Raw genomic sequence first — 22,351 nt, forward strand, 5'->3', positions numbered from 1 at the left:
GTTATTTTTTATGCGTCAAAACGAATTAATCTCAAAGATTAACGCGGAACAACTTAAGAGTGATGTTCCAGAATTTAGAGCCGGAGATACTGTTAAAGTATCTGTTAAGGTTGTTGAAGGTAGCAACGAACGTATCCAAGTATTCGAAGGTGTTGTTATCAAACGTCACGGTTCAGGTATTCAAGCTACTTACACTGTTAGAAAGATCACTTCAGGTGTAGGTGTTGAACGTATCTTCCCACTTCACTCACCACGTGTTGCTAAATTAGAAGTAACTCGTCGCGGTGCTGTTCGTCGTGCTAAGCTATACTACCTACGTGAACGTCACGGTAAGGCTGCTCGTATTAAAGAAGCACGTCGTCGTTAAGATAAACTTTATATCTAAACAAAAACAGGTATTGAATTTAATTTCATACCTGTTTTTTTGTACATAAAAAGAGTGCTGATTAGCACTCTTTTTTAATTATAGATTTTCATCAGTATTATAGTTTAATTTTGAAAAATCAGTTGAAGCAGCAATTAATTTATAAGCAAGGTTTTGATAACTATTCATTGCTAATTCAGCACATTCATTACTAATTTTAGTTGTGTATTCACTTAATTCGTGATGATCTAAATCAGTTGCTTTAGCATCAACTTGATTAATTTTTTGTTGGAACGAGATATTTAATCTTTCTTGAACATCACCAACAACATCTACAAAATGATTGTAGTGTGGATCTAGTAGCACACCTACTAATTTGAAAATCCAGTATGCAGACTTAGGGTCATATGTCATATCACCAATTTTATATTCTTTTGGCGTATCATTGATTCCTGCAAAGAATGGCACAAATACACTTTGTGCTGCTACACCCATTGATAACCAGTGAATACCGCTTACTTCAATTGGGAGGTTAGGTCTGATTTGTAAAACATGTGATTCCTGTGCTTTAGCTAAGCTAATAGGTCTGTATCTTTTACGTGATTCAATAGGGCCTTTTCCAACTGGATCAAATTCTGTTCCTTCATAATGTGATGCTAAGAAATCCTTTGCATCTTGAACAGATATTAATTTAGATGGCTTTCTAACGAAAGGCATATCATAATCTTCTGGATCTTGTGTGATTTCAGGATTAAACATTCTTTGACCATACCAGACACGTGGATTGTTGTAGTATAAATCTGATTCACTACGAGTACCAAATATTTCTCTGAAGTTAAAAGTACCATCATTAGCTTTATTTAGTTTGTTGTCGTTAACAAAAGCAAGGATATCTTTTGACCAAGCAAAGTTATCATTATCGGTAAAGTCAATTTCTTGAATTGCTAAACGATTTGATACAACAGCATAGGAGTCATCAGGAATCTTCATTGCAACCCAGTGATGTCCGGAACCAATTTCAAAGTACCACACTTCATCTGCATCAGAAAATAGAATTCCATTACTTTCAGCAGCACCATGAGTGCTTACGATTTCGCCAAGACGATTAACTGCGTCCCTTGCTGAATCAGCATATGGTAAAACGACAGTAACGATGGATGCTTCTGAAATACCATCTTCAAGTAAAGGATCATATCCTAATACATAACTATTAGAATAAGCACTTTCCGTTGCACTCATTGCAACACCTTTTTCGTTAATACCTTCTTCTTCAAATAAACCTTCTTTATCGGTCCATTCAGGAGTTGCAGTGTATTTATATCTAACCTTAGGTAAAGTGCAAGAGAAGCCATTTTCTTTGGCTTTAAATAGTTGTTCTTCTTTATATTCTTTATGTGGATGAACAATAAAATGCTTTGGCCAAGTGGCTTTACAATCTTCGTTTCTACCAATCATAGTAGAACCATCTACAGATGCATTCTTACCAACTAAAATACTGGTACATGCATCATATTCTGGAAACTTTGGCATTTTCACACTTCCTCTTTTTTATGTATTTAATTTATTGTACATTAACTAGGCTAAAAATTGAACTATATAGGTATTTAAAGTATAATCAGACTAAAGTACAGAGTTAGGAGAATGATTATGCCATTAGTACATATTGATTTAATTGAAGGAAGAAACGAAGAACAACTAAAAGGATTAGTAGCTGACGTTACTGATGCAATCGTAAAAAACACTGGTGCTCCAGCTGAACACGTTCATATCGTATTAAACGAAATGAAGAAGAGTAATTACAGTGTTGCTGGAAAATTAAAAAGTGACGAAGACTAATTAGATTAAGGAATAATTATGAAGAACGAACAATATATAATGTCGATAGACGAAGGTACTACTAGTGTTCGTGCAATGATCTTTAATCATGAAGGTAATGTTGTTAGTAAGGCACAGAAAGAAATCACTCAACATTTTCCACATTCAGGATGGGTTGAACATGATGCTGAAGAAATTTGGGACGCTGTGCAAACGGTAATATCAGAATCGTTAATTCAATCAAAAATCCCACCATATAAGGTCAGAGGGATCGGTATAACCAATCAACGTGAAACCACGGTTATGTGGGATCGTGTAACTGGTGAACCAATTCATAACGCGATTGTTTGGCAGTCTAAGCAAACCAGTCATATTGCAAATGATTTAAAAGAATCAGGGTATACTGATTTAATTCATCAAAAGACCGGGTTAGTGATTGATTCATACTTTTCAGCAACTAAAATAAAGTGGTTGTTGGATAATGTTCCGGGAGCACGAGATAAAGCTAACAGTGGTGACTTATTATTTGGAACGATTGATACTTGGATTTTATGGAAACTAACAGGTGGACATGTACATGCTACTGATGTTTCAAATGCTAGTAGAACAATGTTATATAACATTCATGATTTAAATTGGGACGAAGAAATTCTAAATATTTTAGATATTCCCAAGGAAATCCTACCGGAAGTCAAATCATCATCAGAAATATATGGGTACACTGCTGGTTATACTTTTTACGGAGTCCAAATTCCCATTTCAGGGATTGCCGGAGATCAACAAGCTGCATTGTTTGGTCAATTGTGTTTAGAACCAGGAAGTATTAAAAACACCTATGGAACTGGTTCATTCATCGTTATGAATACAGGTGATAAGCCAGTCATATCTGATAATGGATTATTAACGACGATTGCATATGGAATCAATGGCGAGATAAACTACGCCCTAGAAGGAAGTGTATTCGTCGCAGGATCTGCCATTCAATGGTTAAGAGACGGATTACGTCTCATAAATGATGCAAAGGAAACTGAAGCGTTAGCATTAGCGTCTTCAAACGACCATGATGTCTATGTTGTTCCTGCCTTTACTGGATTAGGAGCTCCATATTGGGATCAAGACAGTCGTGGCGCTATTTTTGGCTTAACTCGTGGAACTTCTAAAGAGGACTTGGTAAAAGCAACATTAGATTCCTTAGCTTTTCAAACTAAGGATGTTGTTAATACTATGGTAGAAGATACCCAACTAGACCTAAAACATCTTAAAGTTGATGGTGGGGCTGCACAAAATAATTATCTAATGCAATTTCAAGCGGATATCTTAAATACGTCAATTGAACGTTCATATATTGCTGAAACAACCGCATTAGGAGCAGCATACTTATCTGGTTTAGCAGTTGGCTTTTGGAGAGATATTGCTGAAATCAAACAATTAAAGCCTAATCAAAGCTTATTTAATCCAGAAATGAGCGAAGATGATCGTCATAAATATTATCAGGGATGGCAATTAGCTGTTAAAAGCACGCAAATGTTTCATCCAGACAAATAAAAAAGACTTGATTTTATATCAAGTCTTTTTAAATTTCAAAATATTCTTCTAAATATCTCGCTAAACCATTTTGATCATTATCGTATTCAGTAATGTCATCGGCTAATGCTTTAATCTTAGGTTGACCATTCTTCATCGCCACTCCCAATCCAGCATACTTCAACATGGTTTCGTCATTAAATTCATCACCAAATGCGATGATATTTTCTTGGCTAATGCCATAGTAATCAGACAATACTTCTAAACCAGTTTTCTTAGAAATGTCCTTCGCTGCCAATTCAACGATTGAATCGGGACCACCCCAAGGAGAGATTTGCAATGTGTCACCATAATTATCGTTAATGTAATCAACAAATTTGTTCATCTTATCAGGATTAATTTGTAGTGTTAAACAAACAGGATCTTCTGTTAAGTTTTCTTCGGTCACAAATTCTTCAGGAGCTAAATGAGTTGGAAAAAAACCAATCTCATTGTTAGCTTCATGATTAGCTAAAAAGAGTTTTTTACCTTCAACAGCCATTAGGTTAATACCTAATTCATCAGCATGGCTTAAAATATCAAACACAACATCTCTTTCAATGTTGTATTCATAAGCGTGATTCCATTTTGCTAATGGATTGTAACCAAGGCTTCCATTAAAACTGATTAATGGATTGTCTAAACCAATTTCATTATAGATGTCTGTAACTAGACGGGGTGGACGACCAGTTACAATATTGACAACGTGGCCTAAATCCATTACCTTATTTAAAGTATTAACCGTTTTTTGTGAAACTTCGGAATTATTGTTTAAAGTAGTTCCATCTAAATCAATTGCGATAAGTTTCTTATCCATATAGTTGTTTCACCTCGCGTAAAAAAATATAATAGTAATATGTTAACTAATAAAAAATTGTAAGTCAATGTAAAAGGAGTATCCAAGTGGAATTACCAGCAGATTTTAAAAGTAAATATCAAAAATTAATGGGTGATGATGCAGACTCCTTTTTTAAGAGTTTGGATCAAGAAACCAATCCAGGATATCGAGTTAATCCATTAAAAGAATATGTAGTGCCAGAAAACGATGAAGATTCAATTGATTATTGTCAGTATGGATATTACGGGGATGTAAATGGAAAAAGTGTTGAGCACCAAAGTGGTGCCATTTATTCACAAGAACCTAGTGCAATGTATGTTGGAGAAGTAGCCGATATTACACCCGGTGACTATGTTTTGGATTTATGTGCTTCTCCTGGTGGAAAGACAACCCACGTTGCTAGTTATATGCAAAATCAAGGATTATTAGTCACTAATGAAATTGATTATAAACGTGCGAAAGTACTAGTGGAAAATGTAGAACGATTTGGAATTCGGAATGCATTAATCTTGAATGAAAATCCTAATAACTTGGCAAAACATTTTCCAAGATTCTTTGATAAAATCTTGATTGATGCACCATGTTCTGGTGAAGGGATGTTTAGAAAGAATAACGATGCCATTAATTACTGGAATGCTGATTATCCTGTTGAATGTGCAATTAGACAAAAGGAAATCATTGAACAAGCAGTTAAAATGCTTAAACCAGGTGGCAAAATTATATACTCAACTTGTACTTTTGCACCAGAAGAAGATGAACAAATTGTAGAATGGATGCATGATGAATTCGACTTTACAATTGATCCAATTCAAAAGTATGAAGGGATGGTTGATGGAAAACCCGACTGGGCAAATGGTAATCCAGATTTAACCAATACGGTTAGACTGTTTCCTAATCATTTTAAAGGCGAAGGTCATTTTATTTCTAAATTATCTAGTAATGAGAACGGTAGTGCGAAAAAGATAAAGCATCGCCTTCAAGGAAACTTAACTCAAGATGATAAGAAATTATGGGATGAATTCAAAGAAAGCAATCTAATTAATTTTGATCCAAAACATTTAATCTTGTTTGGTGATCAGTTATATACCTTTGATAATACGTTACCTGACTTAAAAGGATTAAAGGTTATGAGACCTGGACTACATTTAGGGACAATTAAGAAGAAACGTTTCGAACCTAGCTATGCACTTGCATTAGCATTACATTCAGATGAAGTAGTTAATCGTCTTGAAATCACTGAAGATGATTGGAAACAATACGTGCATGGTGATACGATTAGCTGTGATGCTGGATTGAGTAAGGGATGGTATCAACTTATTTGTAAAAACCAACCCATCGCTTTTGGAAAAGTTGTGAATGGAACCGTCAAAAATTTCTTTCCAAAAGGATTAAGATTTAATTTTTAATAATTTTTGTTGAGAGGTGCTAAATGCATCTCTTTTTTTATGTATCTAATAATATTTTATTTATAAATGAATAAACTAGTGGTTAAATAACAAAACTTCTTATGGTATAATAATTATTTGTAAAGTATTTTTAATATTTATTCTTTAGGAGGAATTTTTATGAGCGCAAAGTTTTGTCCCAAATGTGGAACTGAATTAAAAGAAGGGGCTAAGTTCTGTCCCAAATGTGGTTTTGATGTAAATAGTTCATCATCTGATGCAAAGACATCTGATAAGACCAATGAAAGTATTGAACAAGCCAAACAATACTCAAGCAACTACATTAATTGGTTGGTAAATACCATCAAGAATCCTACAGATGTTGTTGAAACCAACAAATATTTTGGTATTACTTCATATGTAATTGCAGCTATTATCACTTATTTCTTATCATCTTCAATTGTAAGTCATTTTAGTGGATTATATGATTCAAGTTATCAATATGAAATCAGATTTGCTGTTGCTTTTGCTGGTTTTGATGTTGTTAAAATTCTTGATAACCCAGGATTATTTAAAATCATGTCAGTAGTAGCCGTGATTGCATTCGTTGGTTTAGGTTTCCTATTCAATAAATTAGCAAATGGTAAAAATGGTAACAAAGAAAGCTTCTTTGATTACACTAATAAGCTAGCTACATATACAAATTATGCAGTCGTTTTTGAAATCTTGATCTTAGCTTTCTCGTTAATTACACAAGATCCAACAATTCAAATTACATTCATTCTTGTTGGTATTTTGTTAGTTACTTATTTCATTGGACTAAGTTACTCAATCGTAGATAGCAAAAAGGGAACTAAACTTCCTAAATTATACTGGGTAGTTTTATGTGTATTTGTATTAGTTATTGTTTCATTCATTCTATTCTCTGGTTTTGTGATTACTTCAACTGGAATTCAAGTAAACAACTAAGAAAAGGGTAATGCTAAATGGATAATGTTAAATATTGTCCCAATTGTGGTGCAAAAATTGACAGTTCCGAGTTATTTTGCTCAAATTGTGGATTAAGATTAACTGAAAGTACTGACGATAAAGCTACACAAGTTACCAATAATACTTCAGTTGATCAATCAAATACAAATGTTACAAGTAGACAAGCAATTAAGAAACAAAATAAGCATAGTAAGAGAAATAAAATTATCTTACTTGTTGTGCTAATTGTCGCACTATTAGGATATGGATCATATTTATTCGGTAATCATTACTATTCAAAGGATGCAGTATTGTCTAGAGCGATGGCATCCATTAAATCAGATAAAAATACCGATAAATATTTTGTTTCTGACAGTTCTAAGATAGCGGCAAATGATCAAACTTTGAAGCCACTATCTACTTACGCTGGTAAGCATGGTAGTTATTTATCATCTTTAAAGACACAATTAACTTCAAATGGTCACAGTGATGATTATTTATTTTCCGTTGAAAATGATGGAAAAAAATGGTTATTATTTCCTGATTATGAAGTACATGTTAAACCAGTAAATCCAACTGTATCAACCACTCAAGACGATGCATCTGTTACTTTAAATGGAAAGAAATTGGGAGTTATAAAGAATCAAAATATTGATTTTAAATTAGGTACACTTATGCCTGGTTATTATACAGTTGCGGTTTCAAAGAAACTTTCATTAAAGACTTTGACAAATTCACAAAGTTTATTTATTAACACTGATTCAGAACCATTAGATATGCCATTAACAACTGTTAAATTCACTGTTAATGCAGGAGCGAATGCAGACGTATATATTAATGATCAAAAGATTGGAACCGCTGATAAGGATGGAAATCTAAAAGTCGGGGATACTCCATATTCTTCTAATATGTACATCTATGCAATTATTCATAATAATGGTACTGATGTTAAATCAAATAAATATCAAATTAGTCAAGATGATAATGGAAATGATATTGAATTAATTTATCCAGGTGCTGTTTCTAAAGATGACGCAAGTTCACTATTAACTAATTTCTTTGATGATTTATCTCAAATGGTAAGTGATTCAAGTAATAAATTTGATGCAGACAGTTATTTCGTTGATGGTTCAAGTAGTAAAGATGCAAAATACTTTGCAAACTGGGCTGTCATGGAAAGTAATAATTCTGATTTATCAGATGGAGTAGGTATTTCTGCCGATGTACAATCAATTGTTCCGTCAAATAGTTATTCAACAGTTAATGGTACGATTAAATACGTTTTCTACGGTGCAGGTAAAGATGATGATTCAGATCACATTCAAGTATATTCATTTACAAGTAAGATGAGAAAGACAAGTAATGGATACAAGATTATCTCACTAAAAGAAGTTAAGAAAGTTAAGGACTATGACAAAGACAGTTCGTTTTAACTTTTAAAATTGAGAAGCCATAAAAGGATTCTTTTTTTATTCTCGTTAAAAGTAAAAAGTTACTTTAACTTATTAGAAAGAAAAGAAAAAAGCAAGCAAAAACCGCTTGCTAATTAATAGGGAATGTTTCGCTGGTTAATATAATTTTGGAGATATGGATCAGCAATCATTTTAATTTTTTTCAATTCAGATATACTACGGCATCCCAGCATGGTCATAATATTTATTAATCCATCTTTAAAATCATTAATAAATCTAACTGTTTCATCTTCACCATTCTTAATTAATGAATACAAAATAGGGGCTGCTATACCGACTGCATCAGCACCTAATGAAATTGCCTTAGCAGCATCCAAAGGTGTTCTAATCCCACCAGAAGCAATTATAGTTATGTCGTCAGAAACGTGAGCTTTCTTAGTTTCTAAAAGTGACTCAACGGTAGTTTGTCCCCAATCAGAAAGGTAGTCTAATTCTTGTTCTTTTCGACGATAATTTTCTATTTTACTAAAGTTAGTGCCACCTTTACCGCTAATATTAATGTTTTTAACTCCATTATCAATTAAAAGCTGAATCGTTTCTGCACTCATACCAAAACCAACTTCTTTAACAATTACAGGAACATTTAAATTTTGATTGATTTCTTTAATGTTATTAATCCAGTTAAATTCACGGTCACCTTCAGGCATAATGATTTCTTGCGGAGTATTAATGTGAATTTCCAATGCATTAGAATCCATCATATCTACAGCTTTTTGAGCATTTTTTACGTCTACTGAAGCACCAATATTAGAAAAAATGGTTCCGTTTGGATTTGTTTCTCTAACAATACTAAATGAGTCAGATAAAGTTGAGTCTTTTAAAGCAACACTTTGAGAACCAGTAGCCATTGCAATACCAGTTTCTTCTGCAATTTTAGCCAAGCTTTGATTTAATTTTTTAGTATATTCGCTTCCACCGGTCATGGCTTCGATGTAGAAGGGGAAGTCTAAGTCAATTTTATCAATATAACTTTCTAAACTAACTTCGTTTAAACTTATTTCTGGAATTCCTTGATGAATAAATCTTAGATGATCAAACCCAGCATGACTTTTCTCATCATAAAATTTAATAGCTAGAGAGACATGTTCATCTTTTCTGTGTGATTGTTTACTAACCATAGTTACTCCTTTTCAGCAATATTTAAGTGTAGGGGAATAATATCATTTCTTTTCCATTCGTCTTCAATTAAATCGATTGAACTATTATTCTCAACAATTGCGATTCCGCAATCACCACCACCTGCACCGGATGATTTTCCAGCTCCGTTATAGGATTCAACGATTTCACATAGGCTTGAAAGTTGATCAGTTTCAATATCAACACCAGTTGAATTAGATAGGGATTTAATAATTTTACGATTTTCTCTTATTTGTTGTTTTATTACTTCGATATCTTGATTTTTAAATCCATCAATCATTTTTAGTATGCATTGTTTGCTAGATTCGATAAATGTTGTATATGTTCCAACGTTAGAATCTTTTTTTACTTGGTCTAATAAATTATGAGTTGAAGCAGGAGTTCCAGTCCATCCGATTAGTAATTTTAAGTCGTTAGGTGGAGTTAATGGTGATATAAATAGATCTGGCCAAGACGTATTTATTATTTCAGATACTGATAACTCACTATTTTTTAACCATTCTTTATCAAATGAACTATATGATATCCAACCACCAAAACTACTTGCAGCAACATCACCAAGAGAGCCGTTTCCTTGGACATTTAGATGTGCAATTGCTGATAGTTTAAAGATTTGTAGTGGAGATAGGTTTAACTTATAAAATTTATTAATTGCTTTTACAATTACAACAGTAACAGCTGCGGATGAACCCAATCCATATTTCTTACCATCATTACTATTCAATGTGCTATTGATGTTAATATTAAATATTTTTTTACTAATATTCATTTCTGAAATATAATTATCCATTACCATCAAAGATGATAAGACGTAATCAAAAGATTTATCGTTATTTAATAAATGAATTGAATCGTTCACTAAATTCCATTGAATTGATTGGCTATATTGATTTGATTGAATTTTTCCGTAACTACCATTTGCTTCTTGTATTGTTGCAGTAATGTATTGATCAACTGCAGCGATAATAGCAGGGGTTCCGCTTTCAACTACTGCATATTCACCAGCAATATATAATTTTCCTGGTGCTTTTACTGAAATCATTGTATTTAGTCCTTTCAAATTAATTTAACTTTTTCTCCAGGACCGGATACTTTAATTTGGTCTTGTGAAAATTGATTTGATAACTTATTGATAATTGGTTTGATATTGTTTTTTTGACATATTATTTTAACGTTTGGACCAGCATCCATAGTGTAGTAACATTCAATACCTTGTTCTCTTAAAGTTTTTACCATTTCGATAACAAGCAAACTATCTTTATTCAAATATAGGTATGATGGGTCAGCACTTAATGTTAGTGAATGCATTCTCATGGCATTAAGTTCAGCAGTTTTGCCTAAAGTTGAAAAGTCACCATTCTTGATAGCATTTTCAATTGTTGAAAAATCATCGTTTGTTTGTTTTATCCAACTGTCATAGAAGGGAGAAGTTTCATAAGAAATTTTCATTCCAACTCTACTACTTATCTTCTTTGGATTGCCATTTAAAACGATTGCTATCATGTTAATGTCCATCTTAACGGGGTCTTCAATACTGTACCCATAAGATGTATTGTCATCAGTTCCTTTATTCCAAGCTGCAAATCCACCAAAGATTGATCTAGTAGCTGAACCAGAACCACGTCTTGCTAGCATAGATAGTTCTTTATCTGACAATTCTAAACCAGCAGCCTTACTTCCAGCAGTGGCAAGTGATGCATAAGCTGAAGCAGATGAAGCTAATCCAGCCGAATTGGGAACATGGTTGTATGATTCAACTTTCGCATATAAGTTAATTCCAGCCTTTTTTCTAATAAGGTCTAAAAAGTTAATTATTTTTTTATCATCAGTGATTTCATCGTTAATCGTAATTAAATCCTTTTGAAGGGTAGAGTCAAATATCACAGAAGTATCTGTATAAAATTCATCTAGAGTTAAAGAAATACTGCTATTTGCGGGTATAATTAATTCTTCATTTTCCTTACCCCAATATTTAACTAAAGCAATATTAGTATGAGCTCTAGCAGTGTATTTTTTTCCAATATTTTCCATCTTATCCTCCATACTGATTTAATTAAAAGGTTGAATCCATGTATCTAATGCTCCAGCTTTTAATAAGGCATTTTCAATGGTATTAGCATCATTTATATTTTTAGCAAGTGCAATAATACATCCTCCTAATCCGCTACCTGTTAATTTAGTACCTAAAGAACCGTTGCGATTAGCTATTTCAACTAGCTCATCGATTTTATCATTGCTGACCTTTAATTTCTTAAGCTCTTTTTGATTTTCAGACATTAACGCACCAAGTTCAGTAGGGTTATTATTTTCAATATCATATTTAGCTTTAGTAACTAATTCACCAATGTGTTTAATTGATTCCATTGTTTCTTTGTTCTTATGAGTTAATTGTTGCTTTACATAGTTGATTGCAATATCTGTTCTTCCCTTGATTCCAGAATCAGCAATTACTAAAACGGCGTTTAGATTGAAATCAATTTCATTTAAGACACGATTACGAATAAACCAAACCGGATTGTCTGATCCTGCAGTAGCAGTATCTAAACCAGAAGGGTTCCCATGGGTAATGGTTTCTTCTATATTACTTAATTCTAACAATGTATCCTTATCTAAAGGAACGTTAAAATAATTATATAGAGATTTAACAATTGCGACAGAAGTTGCAGCAGAAGAACCCATACCTCTCTCAGATGGAATCGCACTTTCGATTGTCATTTCAAAGGAAGAATCTTCTTTATTTAATTTGTGTAAGGTATCATTGATTAAATTTTTAATTCCTAGTAAGTCATTAGGAATATTGTTGATATTGCCAATGTAGTATTTACTATTCAATAATATACCGTTATTTTTTTCGACAATTTTCACGTTTAAATCTATCTTAGGGATAGGAAGGGCAATTGCAGGTTGACCATATACAACACTGTGTTCGCCCATTAGAATTATTTTAGCGTGACTATGTCCGATTGCTTGATTTGTCAATGTTATCGCTCACTTTCTCTTGATTTTAATATTATCATAAAAGTGACAGAATAAAAATAACTTAAATTTAGTAAATTAGGGTTTTAAATTAATAGATATAACGGTACGAATTGTAGTATCATTAAAGTAAGTATTTTTTGAAAGATTGGTGAACTAATTATGAGTAAAACCATTTTTTCAGTGGTGGATATTGAAACTACCGGTAGTAGTCAATCTAACGATACAAATCGAATTATTCAATTTAGTTGTACGTTCATTCAAAATGCTAAAATAATTGGATCATTCAATTCGTTTATTAATCCTGAAATTAACATTCCAACTGAAATTACAAAACTAACAGGAATATCAAACCAAACAGTCGTTAACGCACCAACTTTTTCTGAAGTAGCTAATAAAATATATGAACTACTTGAAGGAACAGTTTTTGTTGCGCATAACGTCAATTTTGATTTTCCATTTTTAAATTTAGAATTTCAAAGAGTAAACCATAAAGAATTACATAATAAATCAATCGATACAGTTACTTTAAGTCAATTGTTATTACCAACAGAATCTAGTTATAAACTAACCGATTTAAGTAAAAGTCTTAATATTGTTCATGAGCATCCACACTCATCAAGTAGTGATGCCTTAGCAACTGCTAAAATATTAATCATTCTTTTACATCAGTTGGATAATTTACCTAAAAAGACAATCAAACAAATTTTAGATATAAATCCATCCTTACCAATGAACACTTTGGATTTATTTAAATATGTATACAGTAATAAGAAAAATGAAGATAATCCTAAAATGATTAATATTAAGGATTTGAAAATAAGAAAGATTAAATATAAATCTTCAGCTTCATTTGAAGAGCTTAAATATCCAAATAATAAGCGTAAAAAAGAAAAAATGTTTAAGGGTATCGTTGAATTTAATGAAACAGAAAATAAGCTGATGAATTCAATTTATGGTAATTATCATTCCCATAATGACAGTACTAATACAATTATTGAAACTAGCGGTGATTTTAACTACGATTTTAGTTATTTATTTCCGTTAAGTTATCTAATATCAAGCAATCAAAAGATAGTAGTTGCTGCAGATGAAGAGTTTTTATCTAACTCATCAATTGTTCAACAAGTGAATAAATTGAATAAGATTATTCCAAATGATGTTAGAAGTTTAATAGTTAGATCTGTTTCAGACTATATTGATATCGATAAATTCTCTGATAGTTTAAAAGTTAAAAGTAATTCCAAAAACACCCAATTTTTGAAATGTAAGATTTTGATATGGCTTACTTTCACAAAAACTGGTGATATTAGAGAATTAAAACTGGATAAAGATAACAATCAAAATTACTTTTTGAATGTTGTTAGCGATGAACAAAATCATGGATATTATATTAAAAAATTATCAAATGATTTTAACAATGCTAACGTCGTTTTAGTTTCTCATGATTATTTATTAAATAATTATGACGATTTATCAGAAGGTAATCCATATTTGGTAATTAAAGATGCAAGAAAACTAAATAAGCATGCTTTAGATCAGTTTAGAGTTGATTTTAAGTTTAGTGACAATAAAATTATTTCTAATCATCTTACCAATCTTTTATACCAAAGCCACAATCGGAATGTGTACGATATCTTTAATAAATCAAAGAAGCATTACAGCTTGATTAAAAAAATAGAAAATCTATTTACCAAAAATTGTACTCAAATTGAAGAACTGCAAGATGAATTTTTATATTATTTTTATTCTAAAGCTAAATTAGAAAAAATCGTTGATGGATTTATTTTAAAACCAGATACTGAAAAACTTGAAGAATTCATAACAAGTAAAAAGAGTTTATTTAATTCCATCTCTAGAAATAATCAAATTATTTTAGATATTGCGGATGATTTAAAAAGATCAATTAATCATTTTACAGGTCAAGACAAAGCCATTCTTTATGCTTTCTTCGATCAAATTAATGAGTTTAGTAAGTTTATTGAAAACAATATTTACAGATTGTTTAAGCTTATGTCATATAACCAAGAAAAAACTTTTGCATTTCTAACTAATGACGATAAAGATATTAATAACGGTAAGTTTGTTGGTGGATTTATCAGAAATACCAATATACTATCTAATGGTTTATATCAAAAATTTAAGAATATTGTATTTATGGATAGTTCTATATATTCATCTAAAAGATCACAATATTTCTACGATGAGTTAGAATTAAACCGTAGTAATACAAGAATGATTAAGTTTGAAGATGAATTAGACTTAAATGATTCGGTTAATTTGATATTGGATGAATCTTTACAAATTCCAATGAAGATTAATAAGTTAATGAAATATAATAGTGGTAATTCATTTATTCTTACAAACTCTAAAAAAAGGGCTAGGGAGATTCTAAAATCTTTACGAGATTCTGATGTATATGATGAAAACGTCATTCTAATTCAAGATTTTATAGGGAATAATGATAAGATAGTCAAGAAGATAGTAAATGATTCCAAGAATATAATTATTGGGAACAATGAATTAATGGATTTAATTTGTCAAAAGGGTAAAAAAATTAATAATCTGATTATTGATGCATTTCCGTTAAACGAATTTGATGACGTGTACTTACAAGCTCAATATGATTTGATTAATGATCAACATGGTAATCCAAACGATGGATTATCAATTCCTTTAAGTATATTAAGCATTAAAGATGCAATTAAAAGTGTTATAAAGGCATCAAATCGTAATGCGCTTATTTATTTTAGGGATAAAGAAGTTATTGATGGACCATATGGTAATAATTTAATTGATTTATTACCAAATCATATAAAACCAGAATATTTGGAAAAAAGAAAAATCATTGAAAAATTTAAGAAGAATTAGTGAGGTGAAACCATGAATTATTCTTTATCAAAAAAGTTTAATTATTTCAGACTATTTAAATGGCTTATTATAATTGTTATTGTTTTGTTTATTATGATGATAGGGCTTTTATTGTGGGCTAGATTGCCGATTTCAACAGCTAAAAGCCAAGCAACCAATTTAGCTGAGAAAAAAGCAGGTATCACTAAAGTAGAAAGATTCTATATGTCTGATTTAAATAGAACCTATTACACAATTCAAGGAACAAATAAAGAAAAGCAAAACGTTATGGCTATAATTGAAAAGAAAACGGGAAACATTAATATTGTTAAGACATCGGATGGGATTTCCTCTGATAAAGCTAAGAATATAACCAATGAAAAGCAAGCTATCAGTAAACTAATTAGTGTTGCCCCAACTATTTTCAATGGAGAAGCAGCGTGGGCAGTTAGTTATTTTAATAGCAAAAATGGATTAGCTTATTCTGTAGTTGATTTTAAAACCGGTAAAATCCTAAGATTTATAGATAATGTATAAAAGGGGTGCTTTCTATGGATAAATTTGCTAAGGCGCTTTTGCAGTCTGGTAATACAACCATCTCAAATTTACTTTTGAAAAACTATCCCAAACTGGGTATGAATAGTGATCAACTAGTGTTATATTTGCAAATAAAAAGAAGTATTGATTTGGGAAGTTACTTCCCAGATATTAACGAATTGACTGAATCAACAGGTATGTCTAGTGCTAAAATTTATCAAATACTTCACGAGTTAATTCAAAATAAGTTGATGAAAATAAAAACTTTAACTGATAGAAGAGGCCAATCTTTTGATATCTATGACTTTTCTTTAATGTACGATAAATTATCAGAATTAAATCAAAATAATAATGACGATGTTTTTGATAATAAAGGAGAATCTATTGTAACAAAAGAGTCTGATAGAAAAGACACCTTTAATAAAATTGAATCAGAATTTGGTCGTCCACTTTCGCCAATTGAAATAGAAACAATTAATCAATGGATAAATGATGATCATTACGATACGAAAATGATTCAATTAGCCTTGAGAGAATCTGTTTTAAATCAAGTTTATAGTTTGAAATATATCGACCGCATCCTTGTTAATTGGGAGAAGGCTAATATTAAAACACCCGCTGATGTTGAAAAGAATAGACATGAACGAGAAACTAGAAGAAATAAAAACAGCTCTCTGAATGTAAATAATAATGACAAACCAGAAATACCAATCTTTAAAATAGACAAATAAAAAGAGCCTAGAATTAAATTCTAGACTCTTTTTATTTATTAATGAGTTTGTTGACTATTACTACTTTGATTGCTGTTGTTTTGAGTGTTTGTAGTTTGATTATTATTGGTGTTTGTTTGAGAAGTTTGTTGATTTGATTCGTTATTATTAGAACCTGAACCAGATCCTGATCCAGAACTTTGAGTTGCGTTGTTCTTATCTTTTTGTGAATCCTTATCGTCATCTTCGTTATCTTTATTGGTCTTAGAATCTTTTGTAGCTTTCTTAGTACTATCTAAGACGGTTGATAAACTTGCACCTTTGTAACCAGTTGTTTTATCCGGTTGAATTGCTGAGTATCCATTCTTATAGTATTCAGTTTGTCCGCCAGATTTAACTGCTGTAACACCACTTGGTTTTGTCCAATCAGTGTTTGATTTACCTTGAGAAATATATTGCATTTCATACTTGTAAATTAATTGAGCAATATTAGTTTGTGCCGCAGAGATGTAATTTCCAGTTTCATAAGGTTTATCATATCCTGTCCAAACAGATAGGGCGTAGTTTTGAGTATAACCTGTAAACCATGAATCCATTGCTGCATATGCAGGAAGAACACCATTGTATGTGTTATCTGGATATTGAGTAGTTCCTGTTTTACCAGCTTGGTATAAACTAGGAATGTATGCTGCAGTTCCTGAACCACTTGCTGAATTAATAACACCTTTTAGCATTGATGTCATCATGAACGCTGTTGCAGGACTCATGACTTGAGTTCCTTCAGAAGTGAAATCATGTGAAACTTTATCAGGCGTAACAACTCTGCTAATTAAGTAAGGTTTGTGGTAAACACCATTATTAGCAAATGCTGAGTAAGCGGCTGCTTCTTGTTCAGTGGATACATATAAACCAATACCATTTTGAAGTGAAAGATCACTATTAAATGTCATTCCTAACGAACTTAAGAAGTTAGTTGCTTTACTGATTCCAACATTTTCAAGTGTTCTAATAGCAGGGATATTTCTAGATTCAATTAATGCTTTGTGCATTGAAATTGTACCTTGATATTTATTATCAAAATCTTTTAGTGAAATACTTGTTCCACCATAAGTGTATGGAGTGTCATGAACTAATTGATAAGTAGGGTAATTTAGATATTCAATTGCAGGACCATAATCCATTAAAGGTTTTGCAGTTGAACCACTAGAACGATCGGTTTGAACAGCACGGTTTAAACCAAATTGAATATCACTCTTTCTACTACCAATCATTGCATTAACGGCACCAGTCTTTGGATTAACAAGGGTAGCACCAATTTGCATTGTGCTGTTAGGGAATCCAACAGCAGCATCGTTGTTTGCTAAATCATATAGTTTCTTTTGAGCTGATAAGTCTAGATTAGTATAAACTTTCAATCCAGATTGAGTATTGTATCCTTGTGCTTTTAATTCTTGAATAACTTGTTTTAGATAAGCATCAATATACTTTTCGTTAACAGAGCTAAAGCTACTACTTTTATGGCTACTTACTAATCCTGTTTTAACACTAGTCTTTTTAGCTTCATTGGCTTGACTTTGTGTAATTGCTCCATAAGATGCCATTGCATTTAATACTTCATCTCTTCTTTGTTGAGCATATTTAGGATAAATGTATGGGTTATAGTAACTTGGCGACTGTGGCATTCCAGCTAACAAAGCAGTTTGAGCAAGCGTTAATTTACTTAATGATTTTCCAAAATAATATTCAGAAGCAGTTTCCATACCGTAAACATTGTTACCCATGTAAACCTTATTAATGTAGAATTCTAGAATTTGTTGTTTTGAATAAGTTTTTTCAACTTTTAAAGCCAACCATGCTTCTTGAGCTTTACGTTTAAAGGTTCTATCAGAAGCAGCTGTTGAGAACACTGATAACTTAACTAATTGTTGAGTTAATGTAGAACCACCTTGTAGGTTTAAACTTCCAGAAGTGATATTTGATAGGGAAGCACCTAAAATTCTAATAGGATCAACACCATGATGCTTGTAAAAACGACGATCTTCGATAGAGACAATCGCATTTTTTAGCTCAGATGGAATCTTATTTGATTTTATATAATCTCTATCTTGAACACCAAGTCTTGAGATAACATGGCCTTTATTATCATAAATTTTGGTTGAATTATCACTTGAAAGTGATTGATATGAAATATCAGGAGCAGTTGACGCAAAAAATACGAAAACAATACTACCTAATACAATTAGAAGAGAGATAAATCCAAGTCCACCAACGATAATTTTTTTAATCCAGCTAGCGCGTTTAGAAGATTTGTATTTTTTTTGGTTTCTTTGGACTCTGCTTCCGAGGTTTGGGTTGTTCTGAGACATGTATTATTCTCCTTTACGGTTTAGATTAATTCATCTACAACACTTAAATAAGGAATTGTAGGGTTAATTGAATAATTAATTTTATAACCAAGTTCTTCAATTATATCCTTTTTTATTGACTTTTTACCACCATTAAATTGATTATCCCAGTAGGTAAAGAGGTCAGAAGCCTTAAATAGATATACTTCATCACTTGATATAAATTTTATAATTGCAAAACAGATACCACCATTTTCGATGCATTTTTTCATGTGGTTGATTTGATGTTCATGAAAATTAGCTAATGGAAATGATGTTTTATTTTTGGTTTCTTTGGCATCAAAATCGATATACTTACCTTTATATACTCCATTGTAGTCAGTTGTCGAAGCTCTTCTAAAGTATGCTTCCTTAATAGTAGCAGCACTTCTTTTAGGATAGTCTACTTTAACAATTTGCACAGGAGTAGGTTTTTTATGTATAACAGCAATATTTTGAGCTAAATAGAATTCGTTACTTCTATTCAATTCTTCTTCCAAAGTCATTCCACGACCACCATATAATGTTGGTTTTACGTATTTATCGTTTGGGGCTTTATTATTACTGTTAGCATTAAAGGATTTCCCATTTGGATATTTAATTACCATTGTAACCACCTTTCAGCAAACAATACATTATTAACATCATAATTATTAATGATATTATACCATTAGTAATAAAAAGATAGTAATAGAAGGGAGGGCATCTTATGTCCCGCGTATGGATAACTGGATATAGAAGCTACGAACTTGGAGTTTTTGGAAATAAAGATCCTAAAGAATTAGTCATTAAGAGCGTTATCGAAAATAATATAAAACAAGAAGTTATCGATGGAGCAGATTGGATTATTACTGGCGGACAAATGGGAGTCGAGCAATGGACAGCAGAAGTTGCTACTAGTTTAAAAGAAGAACTTCCTGGAGAATTTCAATTATCAGTAATGCTTCCTTTTAAAGAATTTGGTAATCAATGGAACGAACAAAATCAAGCACGACTTTCATCAATACTAAGTAATGTTGATTTTTCTGCAAGCGTATCAAATGATCCTTACAAATCTCCGATGCAATTGCGAGCTTATCAAGAATTTATGCTTACACATACCGATAAGGCGATACTAATCTATGATGTTGACAATCCTGGTAAAACACAATATGATTATGAGCAGATTAAAAGATTTTCAGAGCAAAATGATTATGGATATCGGTTAGTCGACTTTGATGAATTACAAGAAGCGGCAAATGAATACCAAAATAATTTAAATAATTCTGATGATTAATTGAAAATATTTGAAATTCTGGTAAAATAATATTTGTTCGAGATTATTTATGAATACGAGGTGTGAATAATGAACAACATTCAATTTACCCCTAAAGACATCTTAGAAAGAGCATTTACTCAAAAGATGAGAGGGTACGATCCAAACGAAGTTGATACTTTCTTGGATGGAGTTATTAAAGATTACCAAGCTTTCGATAGCGAATTAACTAATCTAAAAAATGAAAACGATCAACTAAAGATGGAAATTCAAAGATTAAGACAATCTGGTGGCTCATTTAATGAACCGAGAGTTGCTCCATCAGGCTACTTCGATGATTCAAATTCAACACCATCAAGTCAAGATACATTAGGTAGAACACGTATTGAAAACGAATTACTAAAGCGTGTTTCAAATCTTGAACAACGTGTATTTGGTTCAACTGAAGGACCAAGTAGCATTGATAGATTTTAATTAATTAACAACTGGTGTACATTCTGAGTAATCGCGGTCAACTTTTGTTGGCTGAGGAAAGTCCACTCTCGCACAGGCTGCGATGCTTGTAGTGTTCGTGCTCGGTGAAAAAATAAGCCGGGGGACTACTTTGTAGTAACGGCGGAGAAAATAGCTAAGGTTTACTATGCTTCAGTACTCCTGAAAGTGCCACAGAGACGATACAATATTGGAAACGGTATTGGTGGAACGCGGTAAACCCCACGAGCGGGAAACCCAAACTTTGGTAGGGGAGCTTCACACACGGAAATTGAACTAAGTGTGGGGGAGAATTTAATTCTCAGATAGATGATTACTACTTTATATTTTAAGGCCTGACTTAAATATAAAGCACAAAACATGGCTTACAGGAATGTACACCAATCAGGAAAGGGTGGAAGTTTTCTTCCTCCCTTTTTTTATTGAATATTTTTGATTCGTGAAAAGGAAGAATTAAATGAATAAATTTAAATTAATGGCAACTTGTGCTGCTGGAATCGAAGCGCTTGTTGGAAAAGAATTACGTAACTTAGGATATGATGTTCAGGTCGAAAATGGACGTGTTAGATTTGAAGGAACGACCGAAGATATCATCAATACTAACTTGTGGTTAAGAACAGCTGATAGAATCGAAATTATCGTTGGAGAATTTGACGCCAAAACTTTTGAAGATCTGTTCCAAAACGTTAAAGCGTTACCTTGGGACGAATTACTTCCAATGGATGCAAACTTCCCGATGAATGGAAGATCACATAACTCTACATTACACAGTGTTCCTGATGTCCAAGCAATTGCAAAAAAAGCCGTTGTGAACAAATTAAATGAAACTTATCACCGTCGCACTCGTTTGCCTGAAACCGGTGAATTATATAAATTGGAAACAAGAATTAATAAAGATCATGTAATCGTTACCTTAGATACCACTGGTGAAAGTTTATTTAAACGTGGATATCGTGTTGCCAAAGGACCAGCTCCAATTAAAGAAAACATGGCGGCAGCATTAATTCTTTTAACCAGTTGGTACCCAGATATGCCATTTTTAGACCCAATGTGTGGTTCTGGAACGATTCCAATTGAAGCTGCAATGATTGCCAGAAATATCGCACCTGGTTTCAACAGAGAATTCTCATGTGAAAAATGGGAATGGATGGACAAAAAAATGATTGAAGATGTTCGTAATAAAGCTGATGAACAAGCTGATTACGATAAAGAAATTGATATTATGGCATCTGATGTTGATGGAAACATGATTGATATTGCCAAAGTAAACTCTCAAGAAGTTGGTCTTTTACATGATATTCAATTTAAGCAACTATCAGTTTTAGATTTCAAGACTGATAAAATTAACGGGGTAGTTGTTTCTAACCCACCTTATGGTGAACGTTTAAGTGATAAACAAGAAGTTAGAAAGCTATACAAAGGGCTAGGTAAAGTATTCAAGCCAATGACTAGTTGGTCTAAATATTTCTTAACTTCTGATTTAGAGTTCGAGAAGTTTTATGGTCAATCAGCTACAAAAACAAGAAAATTATTTAATGGTAATTTAAGAACCGATTACTTCCAATTCTGGGGTAAAAAGATAAGAAAATAAAGGATGTTATATA

General features: G+C 32.0%; 20 protein-coding genes and 1 other RNA gene. 13 read left to right on the forward strand and 8 right to left on the reverse strand.

The annotated features are described in order from the left end of the window. The first annotated feature begins 10 nt into the window (after positions 1-10). Complete coding sequence (gene rplS, locus ABWU86_RS04460; protein WP_053950017.1) at positions 11-367, forward strand: 50S ribosomal protein L19; 357 nt, start codon at positions 11-13, stop codon at positions 365-367. Positions 368-463: 96 nt separating this feature from the next. Here rplS and ABWU86_RS04465 read toward each other — a convergent pair whose 3' ends face one another. Then, complete coding sequence (locus tag ABWU86_RS04465; RefSeq protein WP_435370533.1) at positions 464-1,894, reverse strand: C69 family dipeptidase; 1,431 nt, start codon at positions 1,892-1,894, stop codon at positions 464-466. A 117-nt stretch (positions 1,895-2,011) separates the two neighbouring features. Between ABWU86_RS04465 and ABWU86_RS04470 the strand changes: the two genes are divergently transcribed. Both ABWU86_RS04470 and glpK read left to right on the forward strand, forming a co-directional pair. Beyond that, on the forward strand, positions 2,012-2,200 hold the full coding sequence (locus tag ABWU86_RS04470) for a 2-hydroxymuconate tautomerase (protein WP_353321623.1): 189 nt from the start codon (positions 2,012-2,014) through the stop codon (positions 2,198-2,200). Positions 2,201-2,218: 18 nt separating this feature from the next. Beyond that, positions 2,219-3,724 carry a glycerol kinase GlpK gene (glpK, locus tag ABWU86_RS04475; protein WP_293792736.1) on the forward strand — a complete coding sequence of 502 codons (1,506 nt, stop codon included), beginning with the start codon at positions 2,219-2,221 and terminating at the stop codon, positions 3,722-3,724. 28 nt (positions 3,725-3,752) lie between these two features. Here the strand turns inward: glpK and ABWU86_RS04480 are convergent, their stop codons facing one another. Beyond that, on the reverse strand, positions 3,753-4,559 hold the full coding sequence (locus tag ABWU86_RS04480) for a Cof-type HAD-IIB family hydrolase (protein WP_353321626.1): 807 nt from the start codon (positions 4,557-4,559) through the stop codon (positions 3,753-3,755). A gap of 86 nt (positions 4,560-4,645) precedes the next feature. Here ABWU86_RS04480 and ABWU86_RS04485 point away from each other — a divergent pair, with 86 nt between their 5' ends. The 3 genes from ABWU86_RS04485 to ABWU86_RS04495 all read left to right on the forward strand — a co-directional run bounded on the left by ABWU86_RS04485 (position 4,646) and on the right by ABWU86_RS04495 (position 8,367). After that, positions 4,646-5,986: an RsmF rRNA methyltransferase first C-terminal domain-containing protein gene (locus ABWU86_RS04485; RefSeq protein ID WP_353321628.1), complete on the forward strand. Its 1,341-nt coding sequence runs from the start codon at positions 4,646-4,648 to the stop codon at positions 5,984-5,986. Between the two features lie 159 nt (positions 5,987-6,145). After that, positions 6,146-6,934, forward strand: a complete 789-nt coding sequence (locus ABWU86_RS04490; RefSeq protein ID WP_293792729.1) for a zinc-ribbon domain-containing protein — start codon at positions 6,146-6,148, stop codon at positions 6,932-6,934. Between the two features lie 17 nt (positions 6,935-6,951). Then, the gene (locus ABWU86_RS04495; protein WP_353321631.1) at positions 6,952-8,367 is read left to right on the forward strand and encodes a TcaA 3rd/4th domain-containing protein; all 1,416 of its coding nucleotides are present in this window, start codon (positions 6,952-6,954) and stop codon (positions 8,365-8,367) included. A gap of 113 nt (positions 8,368-8,480) precedes the next feature. Here the strand turns inward: ABWU86_RS04495 and fni are convergent, their stop codons facing one another. From fni to mvk, 4 genes are read right to left on the reverse strand one after another with little or no spacing between them, the layout of a single operon-like run. Next, complete coding sequence (gene fni / locus ABWU86_RS04500; protein ID WP_353321633.1) at positions 8,481-9,524, reverse strand: type 2 isopentenyl-diphosphate Delta-isomerase; 1,044 nt, start codon at positions 9,522-9,524, stop codon at positions 8,481-8,483. Positions 9,525-9,526: 2 nt separating this feature from the next. Then, entirely contained in the window at positions 9,527-10,585 is a 1,059-nt protein-coding gene (locus tag ABWU86_RS04505; protein ID WP_353321635.1) for a phosphomevalonate kinase, read from the reverse strand. Between the two features lie 14 nt (positions 10,586-10,599). Continuing rightward, positions 10,600-11,574: a diphosphomevalonate decarboxylase gene (gene mvaD, locus ABWU86_RS04510; protein WP_353321637.1), complete on the reverse strand. Its 975-nt coding sequence runs from the start codon at positions 11,572-11,574 to the stop codon at positions 10,600-10,602. An 18-nt stretch (positions 11,575-11,592) separates the two neighbouring features. Next, entirely contained in the window at positions 11,593-12,522 is a 930-nt protein-coding gene (mvk, locus tag ABWU86_RS04515; protein WP_293792721.1) for a mevalonate kinase, read from the reverse strand. 159 nt (positions 12,523-12,681) lie between these two features. Between mvk and ABWU86_RS04520 the strand changes: the two genes are divergently transcribed. Genes ABWU86_RS04520 through ABWU86_RS04530 form a run of 3 tightly spaced genes read left to right on the forward strand, consistent with a single transcriptional unit; the run spans position 12,682 to position 16,637 of the window. Beyond that, the gene (locus ABWU86_RS04520) at positions 12,682-15,390 is read left to right on the forward strand and encodes an exonuclease domain-containing protein (RefSeq protein ID WP_353321640.1); all 2,709 of its coding nucleotides are present in this window, start codon (positions 12,682-12,684) and stop codon (positions 15,388-15,390) included. Positions 15,391-15,402: 12 nt separating this feature from the next. Then, complete coding sequence (locus ABWU86_RS04525; RefSeq protein WP_293792719.1) at positions 15,403-15,906, forward strand: cell wall elongation regulator TseB-like domain-containing protein; 504 nt, start codon at positions 15,403-15,405, stop codon at positions 15,904-15,906. Between the two features lie 14 nt (positions 15,907-15,920). Further along, a complete protein-coding gene (locus tag ABWU86_RS04530; RefSeq protein ID WP_293792718.1) occupies positions 15,921-16,637 on the forward strand; it encodes a DnaD domain-containing protein in 717 nt (238 codons plus the stop codon). 38 nt (positions 16,638-16,675) lie between these two features. Here ABWU86_RS04530 and ABWU86_RS04535 read toward each other — a convergent pair whose 3' ends face one another. After that, positions 16,676-18,982 (reverse strand): PBP1A family penicillin-binding protein, encoded by a 2,307-nt coding sequence (locus ABWU86_RS04535; RefSeq protein ID WP_293792715.1) that lies wholly within the window; start codon positions 18,980-18,982, stop codon positions 16,676-16,678. Positions 18,983-19,002: 20 nt separating this feature from the next. After that, positions 19,003-19,608, reverse strand: coding sequence for a Holliday junction resolvase RecU (gene recU, locus ABWU86_RS04540; protein ID WP_293792714.1), 606 nt, complete (start codon positions 19,606-19,608; stop codon positions 19,003-19,005). Between the two features lie 101 nt (positions 19,609-19,709). Here recU and ABWU86_RS04545 point away from each other — a divergent pair, with 101 nt between their 5' ends. From ABWU86_RS04545 to ABWU86_RS04560, 4 genes are all read left to right on the forward strand, one after another. Further along, positions 19,710-20,276 (forward strand): SLOG family protein, encoded by a 567-nt coding sequence (locus ABWU86_RS04545; protein WP_293792713.1) that lies wholly within the window; start codon positions 19,710-19,712, stop codon positions 20,274-20,276. Positions 20,277-20,345: 69 nt separating this feature from the next. Then, positions 20,346-20,729 (forward strand): cell division regulator GpsB, encoded by a 384-nt coding sequence (gpsB, locus tag ABWU86_RS04550; RefSeq protein WP_293792711.1) that lies wholly within the window; start codon positions 20,346-20,348, stop codon positions 20,727-20,729. A 19-nt stretch (positions 20,730-20,748) separates the two neighbouring features. Beyond that, an RNA gene (gene rnpB / locus ABWU86_RS04555) (RNase P RNA component class B) lies at positions 20,749-21,120 on the forward strand. A gap of 84 nt (positions 21,121-21,204) precedes the next feature. Then, positions 21,205-22,338 (forward strand): THUMP domain-containing class I SAM-dependent RNA methyltransferase, encoded by a 1,134-nt coding sequence (locus ABWU86_RS04560; RefSeq protein WP_353321644.1) that lies wholly within the window; start codon positions 21,205-21,207, stop codon positions 22,336-22,338. The last annotated feature ends 13 nt before the right edge of the window (positions 22,339-22,351 follow it).

This window comes from Apilactobacillus pseudapinorum, from assembly GCF_040369555.1.
Classification (GTDB): Bacteria; Bacillota; Bacilli; order Lactobacillales; family Lactobacillaceae; genus Apilactobacillus.